Source organism: Vibrio sp. GJ43-1, from assembly GCF_055808835.1.
Window position 1 is genome coordinate 390,663 of record NZ_CM147884.1, and the last position, 15,876, is coordinate 406,538.

Consider the following 15,876-nt stretch of genomic DNA (forward strand, 5'->3'; position numbering starts at 1 on the left):
CCAGCGAGAGCCTACGTTTGGTTTCCCTTCTTTTTTTGAATAAGCTGACTAGAAAAAAAGGTGCCAAGATTAGCAAAAGCAGCGTATACAGCATTCGAAGCATAATCATGTTTCTCAGTGTTAGTGAATAGAGGCTCGTTAATCGGTTGAGCTGGCGTTCTGCACGGAGTATGTCCAGGCTTTGTGAACCGTGTAGGTCACGATAGGAAGAATGACGACTACCATTAAGACCCGAAGGTAGCTATTCAGATCGGAAAAGCATTCACTTATCCCTTGTGAAACAAGCAAAGCCCCAAATTGCACAGCAAAAAAACGAGTGGCATTGCTCCAGTTTACCTTATTTCTAAATACGATAAGAGTTTGAGCGAAATAAGAGAAAATAAAAGCCAAAGAGAAGCCTGCGATATTAGCAAATAGAACGCTGTCTTGTATTAGGTGTAGAAAGCTAAACGCAACGGCGATATGAATCGCCGTTGCCATCCCACCAGTGAGAGCAAAGCGGACAAGGCGAAATTTCAGCAGTCTGTCCAAGAAGGTACGCATTACTTGTCTTCCTGGCCGGGTTGGTACTCAGCAAGGCTGTCTTCTTCAATAATGTAAGTAGGCCGACGCTTTGATTCCATATAAAGACGCCCAATGTATTCGCCCATCACGCCAATACCGATCAATTGTACGCCACCTAGAAACAGCACAACCGTAATCAAAGAGGCATAACCAGGAGAATCAATACCATAGATCAGGGTTTTGATTATAGTCGCGCTACCGTAAATAAAAGACAGGGCGGAGATAAGCCCACCCACATATAACCAAATACGCAGTGGTGCAGTGCTAAAGCTCGTGATGCCATCGAGAGCGAAGTTCCAAAGTTTCCAGCCGTTAAAGCTGGTTTCGCCAGCTTCTCTTGCTTCTCGTTTGTATTCCACTACAGCCGTTTTAAAGCCTACCCAGGAGAAAATACCTTTCATAAAGCGCTGATTCTCAGGAAGCAATTGAATCGCGTTGACCACACGGCGGTTGATTAAACGAAAGTCGCCGACGTTTTCCGGAATTTCGACTTGAGCAACCGCGTTATGGAACTTGTAGAACAGCTCAGCTGAGAACTTTTTCGCCCAAGAATCAGTACTGCGATCCACTCGCTTTGCGACCACCACATCATAGCCTTCTTCCCACTTGCGAAGAAAATCATGAATGAGCTCAGGTGGATCTTGCAGATCTGCATCAATAGGGATCAGTACTTCACCACGCGCACTATCAATGCCAGCCGTGAGCGCCGCTTCTTTACCAAAGTTGCGGGACAAATTGATAATACGAATTGCCGAGTATTGTTGCTGCAGTTGTTTGATGGTCGTTAATGTATTGTCTTTGCTACCGTCGTTGATAAAGATAACTTCGTAGCTATATTGGGAATCAGCAAGGACCTTACTGATCCGCTCCATAAATAGCCCGACGACTTGCTCTTCGTTATAGCAAGGGCACACAATTGAGATTGTTGGAGACGTCATCTTTATTACCTTATCTTATTAGCTATCAGGTGATTGCAACACATGGCACTCATGATGGATTGGATAGTGTTCATTGTGAAAAGTTCACGGTTTAAGTGAAAGTGCGTCAATGATAGTACTGGGTGCCAATTGCTTTAAACAGTTCATATGCCCGAAAGGGCACTCTCGTTTAAAGCATGGGCGGCATTCTATATCAGTATGAACAATCTGGACATGGTCACTGAGTGGTGGGGTATAGTCAGGAGAGCTAGAACCATAAATCGCGATGATTTTACACCCTACGGCTGCCGAGACATGCATTAAGCCAGAGTCGTTGCTGATGACGGTATCACACGTTGCCAGTAAGTCTACTGCTTCGGTGAGTGAGGTGTTGCCCGCAAGGTTAAAACAATGCGCTTGGGCTTCTACAGTTAGGCTTTGTTTGATTTTTTCCGTGACTTCTCGGTCTTTTACCGAGCCAAATAGCCAAACCTGTTGACCATTATCAATAATGTGTTGCGCCACTTCAGCGTAGTGCTGTTCTGGCCAACGCTTTGCCGGGCCAAACTCTGCCCCTGGGCACATGCCGATTGCGGTGCGTCCAGCAGTGAGTTGGAACTTATCCAGCGCTTGTTGCTGAACTGCACTATCAATAGAAAGCTGTGGGCGAGGACATGTTGCGAGAGAGACGTCATCAAGCATTTCGTCGCGTTTCGAGGCTAGCGCAACAAAACGCTCTACGTAATATTGGAAAATACGTTTGTTGGGGCGCAAGTCATTTAATAGACCATAACGCATCTCACCTTTCCAACCGATACGTTTAGGAATACCCGCAAACAAAGGAATAAGCGCAGATTTAGCCGAGTTTGGCAGCACGTAAGCGTGGGTATACCCTTCTTTTTTGAGGTGACGGCCAATCTTCCAGCGACCCATTAGATTAAAGGCGCCGTGACCAATCGGCATCTCAATGGCGTTAGCCACTTCCGGCATGCGCTGCAAAATAGGCTTGCACCATGCTGGGGCTAACACGTCTATTGTCGCAGTTGGGTTACGGCGCTTTAGCTCGGTGTAAAGGCTTTGCGACATGACCATGTCACCGACCCAAGAGGGGCCTATTACGAGAATTTTCATAGTTAAATATCGTTACTCTTAAGAATGAGCTGTGCTAATTTTTGCTCTACGTCTAACCAGTTTAGGGCATTTATATCGGGCACCGCGCAATGCATCGCCATGCTGGTAACAGCCAAATCCGAGTTAGGATGCCACTGCTTAAAATTTGCAGGGTCCGGGTTGTACAGTGCAAGCTGTGGAATACGTAATCCAGAGGCCATGTGTACAATGGCGGTATCCACCGTAATCACAAATTTAGCCGCAGCAATGAGGCTTGCTACATCAAATATCGTTTTACTGACATTATAGTGAATCGCGTCTAGATGGTGTTGTTTAATCATCTGCTCTGTTTGTTGAAACGTGTCGGGAGCGGAAATTAAGACAATGGCAATATCGGGTTGATGTTGTTTAATATGCTCAACTACTTTGGCCACAGAGTGCCCATTGAGTTTACGTGCGTTGCCGCTACCATAGGCATTGATAATACAAAACTTCTGCAAGGAATGAGCGTTAATAAATGCCTGAGCGCAGTGAGTAGAACTTTCTGTTTGTGGAACGATGTAGTGCTTTGGGTTGGCAGGAATATCAATTTTTTCCAATAGCGCCCCAAAACGTTCAGCAAAGTGAAGCGCTTGTGTCGCGGCCCCAAGTTTGATGTCAACAGCGTTGAGCGAGTCATCTAATCCTGCAATGTGTTTCGCTTTACATTGGTTAAGAAAAAACAAGTCTTTCATTTTAAGGTTAAGGTTAAGTGAAACTAATAAATCACACTCTCCAATCTCAATGCATGCCTTGGTGATTTCTTTGTAGCTCGGTCGCTTTTTGAGCTCAATGACTGAATCGGCGCCAAGGTGATTCAAGAATAAATCACGCATATTTGGCGCAGTAACGACCGTTAATTTGATATTGGGGTTGTGAGCTTTTATATCGCGAAACACAAAAGAGGAGACAAAAGCATCGCCAAATTTGGCATCCGTACGTAAAAAAACAATATGCTGCAATTGCTCTGTCTCGAGAGGCAGTGAAGACTGATGTCTATCGAATAAAATAATGCCTAACTTGCGCCTAACTTGATCGCGTAGTAACTGCAATCGAGAAATAAGAGCTCTCATTACGATTTCACCTTTCTAAATAAATAATTGCCACGCACTTTACGCCATAACCCTAGCACATCGGTTCTCGGGAAAATCGCAATACGGCGAATTTGGTATGGGTCTTCATGAAAACGCAATGACCCAGAATTGGTCGCCACGGCGTATTGATAGCCCACCTCTTTCGCAATAGTTTTCGAGGCTTGATTATGCTCGCCAAACGGGTAGGCGAACGAGGTAAGGGGTTTACCTAACAAGGCCTCGAGCGTTTGCTTATTCTCAAGAATTTCGGTGCGCTGTGCGTCATCGTTGAGCGTATCTAACTTAGGATGCGTTAGCGTATGGCCACCAATTTCAATATGTGGCGAGGCCGCAAGCTGCTTCACTTGATGGGCATTCATCAGTGGCACAGACTTTTCGGGGTTGCTTGGGTTTTCAACATCCCATCGGTTAAAGGTTTCTCCGGTGACCACATAAACCACCGCTTTAAAACCGTATTTTTCCAGCATGGGCAGCATTAGCTCAAGGTTATCGGCGTAGCCATCATCCACCGTAATCATGATATAGCGTTTGCCCGCTTCTAAGCGGCGAATAAGGCGGCCATCTTGCAAGTCTTCAAAAGTCAGGCTGTCAAAGCCCATGCGTTTTAGCAGCTTAAGGTGCTTTTCAAACATATCAATGTGCAGGTAAGTGCCATGCACACCTTTGCCACTATCATCGCTAATAAAGCGGTGATACATGATCACTGGCATTTCACGGCGTAGCGTATCGACATAGACATCTTGATAAATACGCTCAACTTGATTGACGACCTTAGTGAGTGTGTAATGTTCGCGAATGATGTCGCTGGTGGCTTCATCGCAATGTGGCGTCGACAACCCTTGCTCGATCATGCTTGGAATCGCTGTAAAATCGATATCCAGATCTTGTGGACCAATATCGCCAAAATTGCTCGCCATCGCCTGGGCGACGTTAGTGGTATCGACAATACCGATGCACTGCGCTTCACCCGCGGCAAGAGTCGGGCGACCACACAGCAAAGATTCCATCGCCACACGGCCCGCGCCAATCACCAAATCCGCTTCGCTGAGCATTTTCGGCACATCGTGGGTATAGCCAGTAAAGGTGACGCAATCTTTAAATTTTTCAAAGCGAGGCTCAAACGTTGAGCCAGACACCACTTGCACCTGATAGCGTTCCAAGTCCAAGCATTCATCTAGTAGGCGATAACAAAGCTCACCTTTTGGACCCGTTAATCGTCCGACAATGGTAATCACTGGCTTCGCATTTATAGGGGCAGGACGCCATTGAAAACGCTCAGTCTCAATACCATTTCGGCTGACTTCCATCTGCTCTAAAGGCACATTAAGGTCATTGGCTAACTGATCACGAATGGCTTCACAAACCTAAGCAGCGCTTTATTGCCCATCGCATGAAATTTTTTACGCGACGCATGCACAGGTTGACGACCATGAACCGTGGTCACCATCGGTGTACCTGTGAGCTTGCACGCCACATGACAGCTCCAGCTAGAGGCGCGAGAATGGGCATGCACCAATTGGATATTGTGCTTTTTGATAAGGTAAATCAGATACCCCACGTGCCAAAAGCGACGCGGCACACTGCGTTTATTAAAGCGCAATGAGAAGAAAGGGCCGTCATGAGGTTTGGTTAGTGTATCCGACACATAAAACACATTATGGCCTCGGGCGGTTAATTCATTGCCAACCGTCGTGGCGTAGACTTCCGCTCCCGTGACTTCAAGCTGGGAGAGAGCCATAAGAATGTTCATGGTGGTATCCTTAATAAGCGGTAAATAAAGAGTGGTTGTATGGTGGAAGAGTTAGAGCGGTCCTATGGTCCTGTGGCCCTATGGGGCTTAAGCGCTTGCCCTATAGAGCTTTCGGCTTATTATGAACCATAGAACCATAGAACCATAGAACCATAGAACCATAGAACCGTCGTCTTAACTATTCACAACCGCCAAATACTCCGCCACACCTTCCGCGACCGTCTTAAACTCAACATCGCAACCCGCTGCGCGCAGTTTGGTTAAGTCTGCTTGTGTGAACTCTTGGTATGCGCCTTTCAAATGATCAGGGAACGGAATGGTTTCAATCTCGCCTCTACCGTGGTGTTTAATCACCGCCTCTGCCACTACTTCAAAGCTTTCCGCATTACCGGTTCCGCAGTTGAAAATACCAGACACACCGTTTTCCAAGAACCATAGGTTCACTTTCGCCACATCACCCACATAGACAAAATCACGAATAAACTGTTCGCTACCAGCAAACAATTTAGGGTTCTCACCTAGCATTCATTTGGTTATTAAGGTGGAACGCGACCGACGCCATGCTGCCTTTGTGCTGTTCACGTGGGCCGTAAACATTGAAGTAACGGAAACCGGTAATTTGTGACAGTTTTTCGCCGTGCGCTTCTGCATCTGCAGTTAAGCGGCGAACATAGTTATCAAACTGCTGCTTTGAATAGCCGTAAACGTTTAATGCGCCTTCGTATTCACGCTCTTCTTTAAACACGGTTGTGTCGCCGTAAGTGGCGGCAGAAGAGGCGTACAAGAACGGGATTTCACGCTCTAAACAGAAATGAAGCAGCTCTTTAGAGTACTCGTAGTTGTTCAGCATGACATATTTGCCATCCCATTCAGTGGTTGCAGAGCACGCCCCTTCATGGAACACCGCTTCAATCGGACCAAAGTCATCGCCCGCCATCACTTGTGTTAGAAAGTCATCACGATCCATGTAATCAGTGATATCTAAATCAACCAAGTTCTTAAACTTACGGCCATTTTTAAGGTTGTCTACCACCAGGATGTCGTTTAAGCCCGCTGCGTTTAGCGCTTTGATAATGTTGCTGCCAATCATGCCAGCACCGCCAGTTACGATGATCATAAAACTCTTCCAATTGAATAGGATAATTAGTTTGAGTATATAAGATTTGAGGGGAAGGGGGAATAAGGGGAGGGAAGAGCGGGTTAGGAGTGGTGTTATGGAGGGGGAGTTAGTTTTTTGGCCTGTGGAAGTGTTTTAGATCTTATCTTTATGTTTTTTTATTGTATTGCTTTGTCATGTAGTGACGTTGGTTCTATTTTTGCCACAAAATTACGTATTCCCCCTCTAGGCCCCAGGGCCGCTTTTATTTCGCTCTTTCCCCTAGGACCACAGAACCATAGCCCCGCTTTTCCCAGGACCCAGGATCGCTCTTTCCCGCCGTTTGTCAGCAAATTGTAAAAAAATACTCATTTACAATGCTTTATACTTTCTACTAACATAACAGCTCAGGGTGCTCAACTGAGTGCACTGAATTATCGATAATTTAGTAAAGGAATATAATCATGAAAAAAATCGCATTAGTAATGGCGATTGCAGCGGGCATGGCTAGCCCAGCGTTTGCGGAAGCAGAAGCTGGCGCAGCGGGTGCTGGTGGCGCGGCTGGTGGTGCTGCAGGCGCAGCAACAACAGGTGCTATCGCTGTCGGTGCTGCAGCGGCAGTAACTGTAGTCGCGGCTGCATCTTCGGATGACAGCACAGCAACAACGGTTACGGCTCCAGCTAACTAAGCTTCGCTGTAATGAATAAGCTCCTCTTACATGTTGTATCGTAAGGGGGTTTTTAGAAGTAAGAGCGGTCCTATGGTAGAAGAGATAGAGCGGCCCTATGGCCCTGTGGGAATGCGCGATAAGTTGTGATTTTTAGTTGTTAAGTGTTTGACTTGTAGTGGTGTATGCCTTTTTGTGAACCATAGAACCATAGAACCATAGAACCATAGAACCATAGAACCATAGAACCATAGAACCATAGAACCATAGAACCATAGAACCATAGAACCATAGAACCATAGAACCATAGAACCATAGAACCCATTTATCCCCCCACAAGGACGTTAGTGTGAATGTTAAGCCGTATCTACTCGCGTGTGCTGTACTTTTTCTTACCGCTTGTTCGCAACGTTTCCAAGATGTGAATGCCACAATGGCAGAGGCCGTTTTTGGGGCGGATGACATTGAATTTACTGCGGAAAATATTCGCAAGCTCCCTTATGCCAGTGCCTACGTTCGCATTAATGACGGGCCACAAATTTTTATGGTCTTGGCGTTTGCCGAGCCCAACACCCAAACGGGTGAGACGCAATACAAATGGATGTCCTCTGACCGAGCGGTGATCATCACCGAATCGGGTCGCATCGTAAAAACCATTGGTTTATACGGCGACAACTTAGCAGGAAGCACCCGCCAACAACAAACCGACACCTCTTGGCAAGTCACGTACGACTGGATGCCAAAATACCGCTACGGCTACAACGGCATCGCGCTGCAAACACCGCGAGGCAGTGAAACCATCACCACCGTACTCAATACTTACGACACCCAAAAGCTCACAGAAACCGTCACGTTTGACGCCATCGACGGCAAGCTAGTGAATACCTATTGGAAAGATATAAAAACCGATAAAGTCATAAAAAGCATTGAACAGTTAGGGCCGGAGATGACCACGGTTGAAATGACATTGTTGAAGGTTCCGACGATTTAAGAGTGGGAAAGAGCGGGTTAAGAGCGGTCCTATGGTCCTATGGCCCTAGGGAGGAGCGGTTTCTAGCTTTTGGGTGGCTCTTATCGCAAATATAGAATAAATGGCTTGTTTTTGGTTGACAAAAACAGCTTTAAAAACATGATTCTGCAGGACCACAGGACCACAGGACCACAGGACCACAGGACCACAGGACCACAGGACCACAGGACCACAGGACCACAGGACCACAGGACCACAGGACCACAGGACCACAGGACCACAGGACCACAGGACCACAGGACCACAGGACCACAGGACCACAGGACCACAGGACCACAGGACCACAGGACCACAGGACCACAGGACCACAGGACCACAGGACCACAGGACCACAGGACCACAGGACCACAGGACCACAGGACCACAGGACCACAGGACCACAGGACCACAGGACCATTTTTAAACTCTCAAGGATCCCCCATGCTTCAAGGATGCAAAAAACTCATCACCGCTAGCGCCTTACTTTTCCTAGCTTTTCCTTCTATCGCAACGGATCTGTCGGCGAGTTTATCAGTATGGCTACCACAACAAAGCCTTCATTTCGATTACCCGCAGCCCACGCGCTTAGAGCAAGTATTAAAAGACACGCGCTTGCAAGCCAGTCATCAACAGCTTCAATTAGAGCCATTACAAGCCCAATTATTTGATGTGCAAAAACAGCCAAAAGTGGATGGCCAAAAGCGCGACGTCATTGCCCAGTTGCAACAGCTACACCTTGAAGAACCCCAGCTTGGCGCGGATAAGGTGATGGCTCAAATTAATGCGTTAGAGTTTAAATACCGAGAGTTTACTCCGCTCGACTACGACGTAGTGCAATCGCAACTCAAACAAAACCCATTGCTGGATGGCGAGTACCAATTAAACGTAGCGGTAAGAGATCCGCATCTCTACTTCTTCGGCGCGGTGAAACAACCAGAACAGCCCTTGCAGCGATCCCAATGGTTTTTGGCCGACTACTTCAAAGCGCTCGGCAAGCTAAGACTAGACAGCGCCAGTACCAGTTTAGCGCTCATCATCCAACCCGATGGCCATATAAACACTGCCCATTATGGCAATTGGAATTTCAAGCCGCATTTCATCGCGCCGGGCGCGACAGTGTTTGTGCCGTTTGACTCACTGCCCTCACAATTCACTTCACTCAACCAAGATATCGCGCAACTGCTTCGTCATAAGGTAATCAATAATAATGAATAATAACGCCCCTTCCTTACTGGCCTTGGCTATCTCATCGGCGCTAACGGGTAGTGTGTTGAGTAGCATGGTATTTGCCGACCCTTTTGAGCCTGCAACCCTTACCCCATCACAGTCTGATTTTGGTGGCGTAGGGTTAATGCAAATGCCCACGGGGCGAATGGCGCGTGAAGGGGAGTTCAGCATCAACGGGGACTGGAGCTCGCAATACCATAAATACAACATCAGCATGCAAGTGATGCCCTGGTTAGAAACCACAGTGCGTTACACCTTGGTGCAGGATCTATTCTATAGCAGCGACCCAAGTTTTAGTGGCGACACCAAATACACCGATAAAGGCATCGACTTTAAAATTAGGCTATGGCAAGAAGGCGATTACCTACCAGAAACGTCCGTCGGTTTTCGGGATTTTGGTGGCACCGGATTGTTTGATGGCGAATTTGTCGCGGCCACCAAACGCTATGGCAACCTAGACTTTACCTTAGGCATGGGCTGGGGGTATCTCGGCACCAGAAACAATATAGCCAACCCATTTTGTAAGATCAGCGAGGAATTTTGTAACCGCCCGTTAGATTACAAAGGTAAAGGCGGTATGGTGGATTATGAGCGTTGGTTTAAAGGCCCTGCGGCATTATTTGGCGGCGTAGAATACCAAACCCCATGGCAACCGCTACGCTTAAAACTAGAGTACGACAGCAACGATTACTCGCAAGACTTCCCTGTACGTCGGGCTGGGGTAAATATGACGCCAGCCACCCCGTGGAATGTCGGCGCGTTGTACCGACTTGGCGACTGGGGCGATGCACGCGTGAGCTACCAGCGCGGTAACGCGCTAGCCCTTGGCCTGACACTTCGCACCAATTTTAACGACATGAAAGCCGTTTGGTTAGATGAGCCGCAAGTACAACCTAGACCGAACGAGGCCGCCGCCGATGCGAGCAAGAACGTAGACGATGTCGATTGGCAAAAGGTCGCAAGCCAGTTAGAAAGCAATGCTGGCTATAAAGCGCCCACTATTACCGTGGACGGCGATAAAGCCATTATTACCGCCAGCCAAAGCAAATACCGCGACAGAAGCGAAGCACAAGAGCGCGCGTCGGCAATTTTGAGCAACGCCTTGCCAAGCAGCATTGAGCGCTATGAAATCGTCGAAACCGCAGAAAATATTCCGGTGACGTCCACCACCATTGATGCAAAAACCTACCAAACCATCGCCCTAAATCAAAGTATTGATCAAAGCTTTAGCGACGCCGCCACCGGGCGAGAAGAAATTGACTTAAGTGACAGCACGACGAAGAAAACCGTGTATGACGGCTTTGATGCCTTCGATTACCACGTGTCACCGACGCTGGCGCAATCTTTCGGCTCGGCGGAAAACTTCTACCTGTTTGAAATTGGGGTGGATGTGGGCGCGGAGTACTGGTTAACTCGCAATGTTAACGTCTCTGGTGGCATTCACTTTAATGTGGTGGATAACTACGACAGCTTTAACTACGAAGTGCCACCGGATGGCACCGATGTCCCAAGGGTGCGCACCTTATTCCGCTCGTACGTGACAGACAACCCAGTACGCATGAACAACCTGCAATTAACCTGGTTGGATGAGCTCGGCAACGGCTTTTACAGCCAAGCCTATGGCGGCTACTTAGAAAGCATGTTTGCGGGCGCGGGGGGCGAAGTGTTATATCGCCCACTGAACCAAAACTGGGCCATTGGCGCGGATGTGAACCTTATCTCGCAACGCGATCCCAATAGCTGGTTTGGCGTATTCACCGAAGAGCAGCAATACAGCGAACGCGATGGCCGTTACTACAAAGTACTGCCGCAAGGCACGACAGGCTTCTTAACCGGATCTACTACATGCCGCAGTGGAACTTTATTGATAACACGTTACTAAAAGTGGGCGTGGGTAAATTCCTCGCTGGTGATTTAGGCACCCGTGTGGATTTCTCCAAACAGTTTGACAGCGGTGTGATTGCTTCAGCGCGTACGCCAGCTTGACCAACATGAGCAGCGAAGACTTTGGCGAAGGCAGCTTTACTAAAGGCTTCTATGTCTCCATCCCCTTCGACATCATGACCGTGAAGCCAAGCGCCAACCGCGCCAATATTTCATGGCAGCCAATTACCCGTGACGGTGGGCAGATGTTAAGCCGTAAGTATCAGTTGTTTAATTTGACCGATGCGAGATCGCCGTGGTTGCAGAGGCCGAATGGGGTTGAAGAGCGGGAATAGAGCGGGTTTAGAAGCGGTTCTATGGTCCTATGGTCCTGGGGGAGAGCGGTTTAGGAGCGGGCTCCTAGGAAAGGGCGGTTCCTGGTTCCTAGGGGTGTTGCGGTATCGGTGTTAGAGTTGGTGAGGCTCTGATACCAAGCGAAGGAAGTCTTAAAAGAGTGCTATGACTCTATTGGGCGCATCTTCTTATTTTGTATAAGAAAACCCTATCCTATCTATATAACTAGGTTGTGGTATTTATCTGGTTGATATTATTGATGTCTATTAAATGGGCTTGATATAAAAACGTGATGAAGATCTCGTGCAGTGCAACTGATTTTCTATCAATGTGATATTGCTTCAGGGATAATACTGGCGTTTTATGAGTGCATGGCAGTCTAAGGTCCTGACTCGTAAGTCATTAAACAGATAACCGTTGGATTATGGGATGGCTTAAGCCCTTCTCTCGGTTGAACACTAACACGTCAGTTAATCGACTCATTATATCTTCCGCCTGTGAACCCAAAGCGGTAATACATCGTCATACTAACCATATCAAACAGTATGGCAAACTGTAAGTTAGAGGGTGTTATGTATGAAAGCATGCTTAACATCGCATGGGAGCGAGAGAAAAGAGGATAAATGAGCGCAAGGAATAATTAGAAATGATTTTTATGGGTTATTGCCCTGCTTGTGCCATGGAAATGCGCTTAGTTCGAATTTCACGTACGGCATTTGAGAAGCGTTTTTTCAGACGACATGAAATAAAATGCCAGTGTGAAAGTTGTAAAACGGTTTTCTTTGTTAATTTAGCGGATTGAGAGAGCGGGTTTAAGAGCGGACCTGTGGGGCTATGGCCCTATGGTAAGGGGATGTTGAGTGCGGTAAGGGTTTGACATGCTATGTTTTTGGTTTTTGCTAGGACCACAGGACCACAGGACCACAGGACCACAGGACCACAGGACCACAGGACCACAGGACCACAGGACCACAGGACCACCCTTCTCCCTAAAATGCGACTTAACTCTTATTATGTGATGCAATTTCACTTTAGTTTAACACTTATTTATAAAACAATAGATAGGGATAAGAGCGGGTTTAAGAGCGGACCTATGGTAGAAGAGATAGAGCGGCCCTATGGCCCTATGGAAATGCGCGATAAGTTGTGATTTTTAGTTGTTAAGTGTTTGAGTTGTAGTGGTGTATGCCTTTTTGTTAACCATAGGACCATAGGACCATAGGACCATAGGACCACAGAACCACAGAACCACAATACCTCTTACAATTGTCTACAAAACACGATACGCCTTAAACTTCGTGATTTGTAGCAAATTGAAAGAATAAAGAGAAAACGTATTAAGCCGCTATAGCATATCATGCTGTAAGAGCTTGGATTTAGGTGTGAAGTAAACAGAACACATAGTGAAACAAGATAGGCAACCAGTGACTTATTGATTGTAATGGCGTTTTCAATGTGGATAATACGGGCTCAGTAATAATTGGATCGCACGCGCAATTATAAAACATCTAAAAAACATAAAAAGCGATAAGTTACACGGTGAAAAGAGCGGTTTTACCTTTTTAACCGCGAGTTCATAAGCAGTAGTGCGACATCGTTATGTCATGCTGATGACTTACGCTAACAGGACAACACGTCGTTGGGTTTCTGGCTATCAATGGTAGCGAGCTCAAAGAATGACACAATGCGAACGGATGCATAATAGGGTTATATGCTTAACACCAGCGGGCGGTAGCGTCTTTGAACGCAACATGATCGCCTGCCCAAAAAGGTAAGCAAATATCACGTAGCCCTTGATTCTGAACCCCATCCCCAGAACAATAGACCCCAAAGGACAATATTTCCAGGAACCAGGATCTTTTTCCTCATGTTCCAGGAAACTAGGAACCTAATCCCAGGAACTCAAAAGCCCCATGAATAACGTTAAAAAACTCACCATCACGGCATTATTCCCGTTGTTGATTGCTCGATTGTACCTTGCCAGGTGGCCACATTTCAACCAGCGACAAAAACGTCATTCAAGCTGAGGGCGAAACCACCGACTTATCGGAATTAGTGAATGTTTACCCACTCACACCAGAGCGTGTGGCGTCTTTTAAAATTCCAGAACCCGTGTCAACGCCAAATCCAGAATTGGATTTAGAAGTGGCCAACTACCAATACCGCGTAGGCCCAGGTGATATCCTTAATATTACTATTTGGGATCACCCAGAACTCACCATTCCAGCGGGCTCATATCGTAGTTCAGCAGAAGCGGGCAACTGGGTCAGTGCCGACGGCACTATTTTCTACCCTTATATTGGATTTGTTGAGGTAGCAGGTAAGACTGTCCGAGAGATCCGTAAAGACATGACAGACCGACTGGTGCAGTACATTGAAAGCCCACAAGTGGACGTGAATGTAGCGGCGTTCCGCTCTAAAAAAGTTTACGTCACGGGTGAAGTATCCAGCCCAGGCCAAAAACCTGTCACCAATATCCCCATGACACTGCTAGATGCGGTGAACTTAGCGGGCGGTTTAGAAACCGACGCTGACTGGCGCAATGTCACGGTAACCAGAAATGGCAAAGAAGAGCGCATATCGTTATACGCCCTCATGCAAAAAGGCGACTTAACCCAAAACCGCCTAATGCAACCGGGTGACATCATCCACGTGCCACGTAACGACGCACAGAAGATCTTCGTGATGGGTGAAGTGGGTGAGCCACAAACCCTGAAAATGGACCGCAACGGCATGAGCCTAACCGAAGCGCTAAGCACGGTAGGCGGCATCAACGAAGTCGCTGCAGCGGCAACGGGCATTTTTGTTATTCGCCCTACTCGCGTGGATGAACAAGACAAAATTGCCAATATCTACCAACTCAACATGCAAGACGCCACCGCACTGTTTCTAGGCACAGAATTCGAACTCCAGCCTTATGATGTAGTCTACGTCACCGCGACACCACTCGCGCGCTGGAACCGTTTAATGACTCAGTTACTACCAACGTTAACGGGTCTTAAAAATATCGGTGATGCGGGTAACTCTTATAGAGGGTGGGGGAATTAAGAGGAATAAGAGCGGACCTATGGTGCTATGGCCCTATGGGAGTGGCATGTCGAGAGGTGTAAGTGCTTGACATGCTGTGCGCTTGGTTTTTGCTAGAACCACAGAACCACAGAACCACAGAACCACAGAACCACAGAACCACAGAACCACAGAACCACAGAACCATAGAACCACAGAACCGTTTTTAACCAGGACCGCTTTTAACCATGTTTAACAAAATCTTAGTCGTCTGCGTAGGCAACATCTGCCGCTCCCCTATAGGCGAGCGCATGCTGGCACAACTGCTACCCAACAAAACCGTGGCATCCGCTGGCATCGCCAGCGCCAAAAGCGGCCTAGTCGGCAAACCGCATCGGACAAAACCGCTATTCAAGTCGCCGCCGAGCACGGTGTAGATGTAGAAAACCACGCATCACAGCAGCTTACAAGCGAGTTGTGCAAAGACTACGACTTAATCCTAGTCATGGAAAAAGGCCACCTAGAAGCTCTAACCAGCATTGCCCCAGAAGCCCGCGGCAAAACCATGCTCTTCGGCCAATGGATAGGACAAAAAGACATCCCCGATCCCTACCGCCAAAGCCGCGAAGCGTTTGATCACGCGTATGAGTTGATTGAGCTGAGTGCGAAGGAGTGGATAAAAAAACTGTAAGAGCGGGGTGGAGCGGACCTATGGACCTATGGCCCTGTGGGATGTGAACAAATACTTGCCCTGTTTTACTTTGGTTGGGCTTTGAGCAGAGAATGCGATGAGACTACTAGGGTTTGAACAGTTAGAATTATGGAAAAAAAGTTCTCGATTGACGGTTGATATAGTACGGCAACTTGAACATTGTAAAAACTATGGTTTTAAAGACCAACTTTCTCGTAGCGCACTTTCTATTCCTTCGAATATATCTGAAGGTGAAGAGCGAGAAACACCAGCTGAATCTGCAAGGTTTTTGTATTACGCAAAAGGTTCGTGTGGAGAGCTGATTACTCAAGTGTATATAGGAATTGAACTTGGGTATTTTAGCAAAGAGCAAGGGCTCATATTTATAAACGAGGCGAAGCATATCTCCGTGATGTTAGCTAAGCTCATCAAACTCAGAAAGGGTGTCGTAAAATGAGTGTCATTTAGGCTTGTATTTGACGTCAAGC

8 protein-coding genes and 5 pseudogenes are annotated in these 15,876 nt (G+C 47.2%); 7 read left to right on the forward strand and 6 right to left on the reverse strand.

Translation table 11 applies throughout. The annotated features are described in order from the left end of the window. Positions 1–138: 138 nt before the first annotated feature. From AC0L66_RS01965 to rfaD, 6 genes and pseudogenes are all read right to left on the reverse strand, one after another. The gene (locus AC0L66_RS01965) at positions 139–543 is read right to left on the reverse strand and encodes a GtrA family protein (protein WP_473568212.1); all 405 of its coding nucleotides are present in this window, start codon (positions 541–543) and stop codon (positions 139–141) included. After that, the gene (locus tag AC0L66_RS01970; protein WP_473568214.1) at positions 543–1,502 is read right to left on the reverse strand and encodes a glycosyltransferase family 2 protein; all 960 of its coding nucleotides are present in this window, start codon (positions 1,500–1,502) and stop codon (positions 543–545) included. The genes AC0L66_RS01965 and AC0L66_RS01970 overlap by 1 nt, the downstream gene beginning before the upstream one ends. A gap of 84 nt (positions 1,503–1,586) precedes the next feature. Further along, the gene (waaF, locus tag AC0L66_RS01975; RefSeq protein WP_473568216.1) at positions 1,587–2,612 is read right to left on the reverse strand and encodes a lipopolysaccharide heptosyltransferase II; all 1,026 of its coding nucleotides are present in this window, start codon (positions 2,610–2,612) and stop codon (positions 1,587–1,589) included. Between the two features lie 2 nt (positions 2,613–2,614). Further along, complete coding sequence (locus tag AC0L66_RS01980; RefSeq protein WP_473568217.1) at positions 2,615–3,703, reverse strand: glycosyltransferase family 9 protein; 1,089 nt, start codon at positions 3,701–3,703, stop codon at positions 2,615–2,617. Beyond that, positions 3,703–5,474: pseudogene (locus AC0L66_RS01985) on the reverse strand (bifunctional glycosyltransferase family 4 protein/polysaccharide deacetylase). The gene AC0L66_RS01980 and the pseudogene AC0L66_RS01985 overlap by 1 nt, the downstream one beginning before the upstream one ends. 174 nt (positions 5,475–5,648) lie before the next feature. Beyond that, positions 5,649–6,591 (reverse strand): annotated as a pseudogene (gene rfaD / locus AC0L66_RS01990) (ADP-glyceromanno-heptose 6-epimerase). A 443-nt stretch (positions 6,592–7,034) separates the two neighbouring features. Between rfaD and AC0L66_RS01995 the strand changes: the two are divergent. From AC0L66_RS01995 to AC0L66_RS02025, 7 genes and pseudogenes are all read left to right on the forward strand, one after another. After that, positions 7,035–7,259 carry a hypothetical protein gene (locus AC0L66_RS01995; protein ID WP_372076823.1) on the forward strand — a complete coding sequence of 75 codons (225 nt, stop codon included), beginning with the start codon at positions 7,035–7,037 and terminating at the stop codon, positions 7,257–7,259. Between the two features lie 328 nt (positions 7,260–7,587). Next, on the forward strand, positions 7,588–8,229 hold the full coding sequence (locus AC0L66_RS02000; RefSeq protein WP_473568219.1) for a YjbF family lipoprotein: 642 nt from the start codon (positions 7,588–7,590) through the stop codon (positions 8,227–8,229). Between the two features lie 459 nt (positions 8,230–8,688). After that, complete coding sequence (locus tag AC0L66_RS02005; protein WP_473568221.1) at positions 8,689–9,462, forward strand: capsule biosynthesis GfcC family protein; 774 nt, start codon at positions 8,689–8,691, stop codon at positions 9,460–9,462. Further along, positions 9,455–11,693 (forward strand): annotated as a pseudogene (locus AC0L66_RS02010) (YjbH domain-containing protein). The gene AC0L66_RS02005 and the pseudogene AC0L66_RS02010 overlap by 8 nt, the downstream one beginning before the upstream one ends. Positions 11,694–13,604: 1,911 nt before the next feature. Continuing rightward, positions 13,605–14,739 (forward strand): annotated as a pseudogene (locus AC0L66_RS02015) (polysaccharide export protein). A gap of 206 nt (positions 14,740–14,945) precedes the next feature. Further along, positions 14,946–15,388, forward strand: a pseudogene (locus AC0L66_RS02020) (arsenate reductase/protein-tyrosine-phosphatase family protein). A gap of 97 nt (positions 15,389–15,485) precedes the next feature. Further along, entirely contained in the window at positions 15,486–15,845 is a 360-nt protein-coding gene (locus AC0L66_RS02025; RefSeq protein ID WP_473568222.1) for a four helix bundle protein, read from the forward strand. Positions 15,846–15,876: the final 31 nt, after the last annotated feature.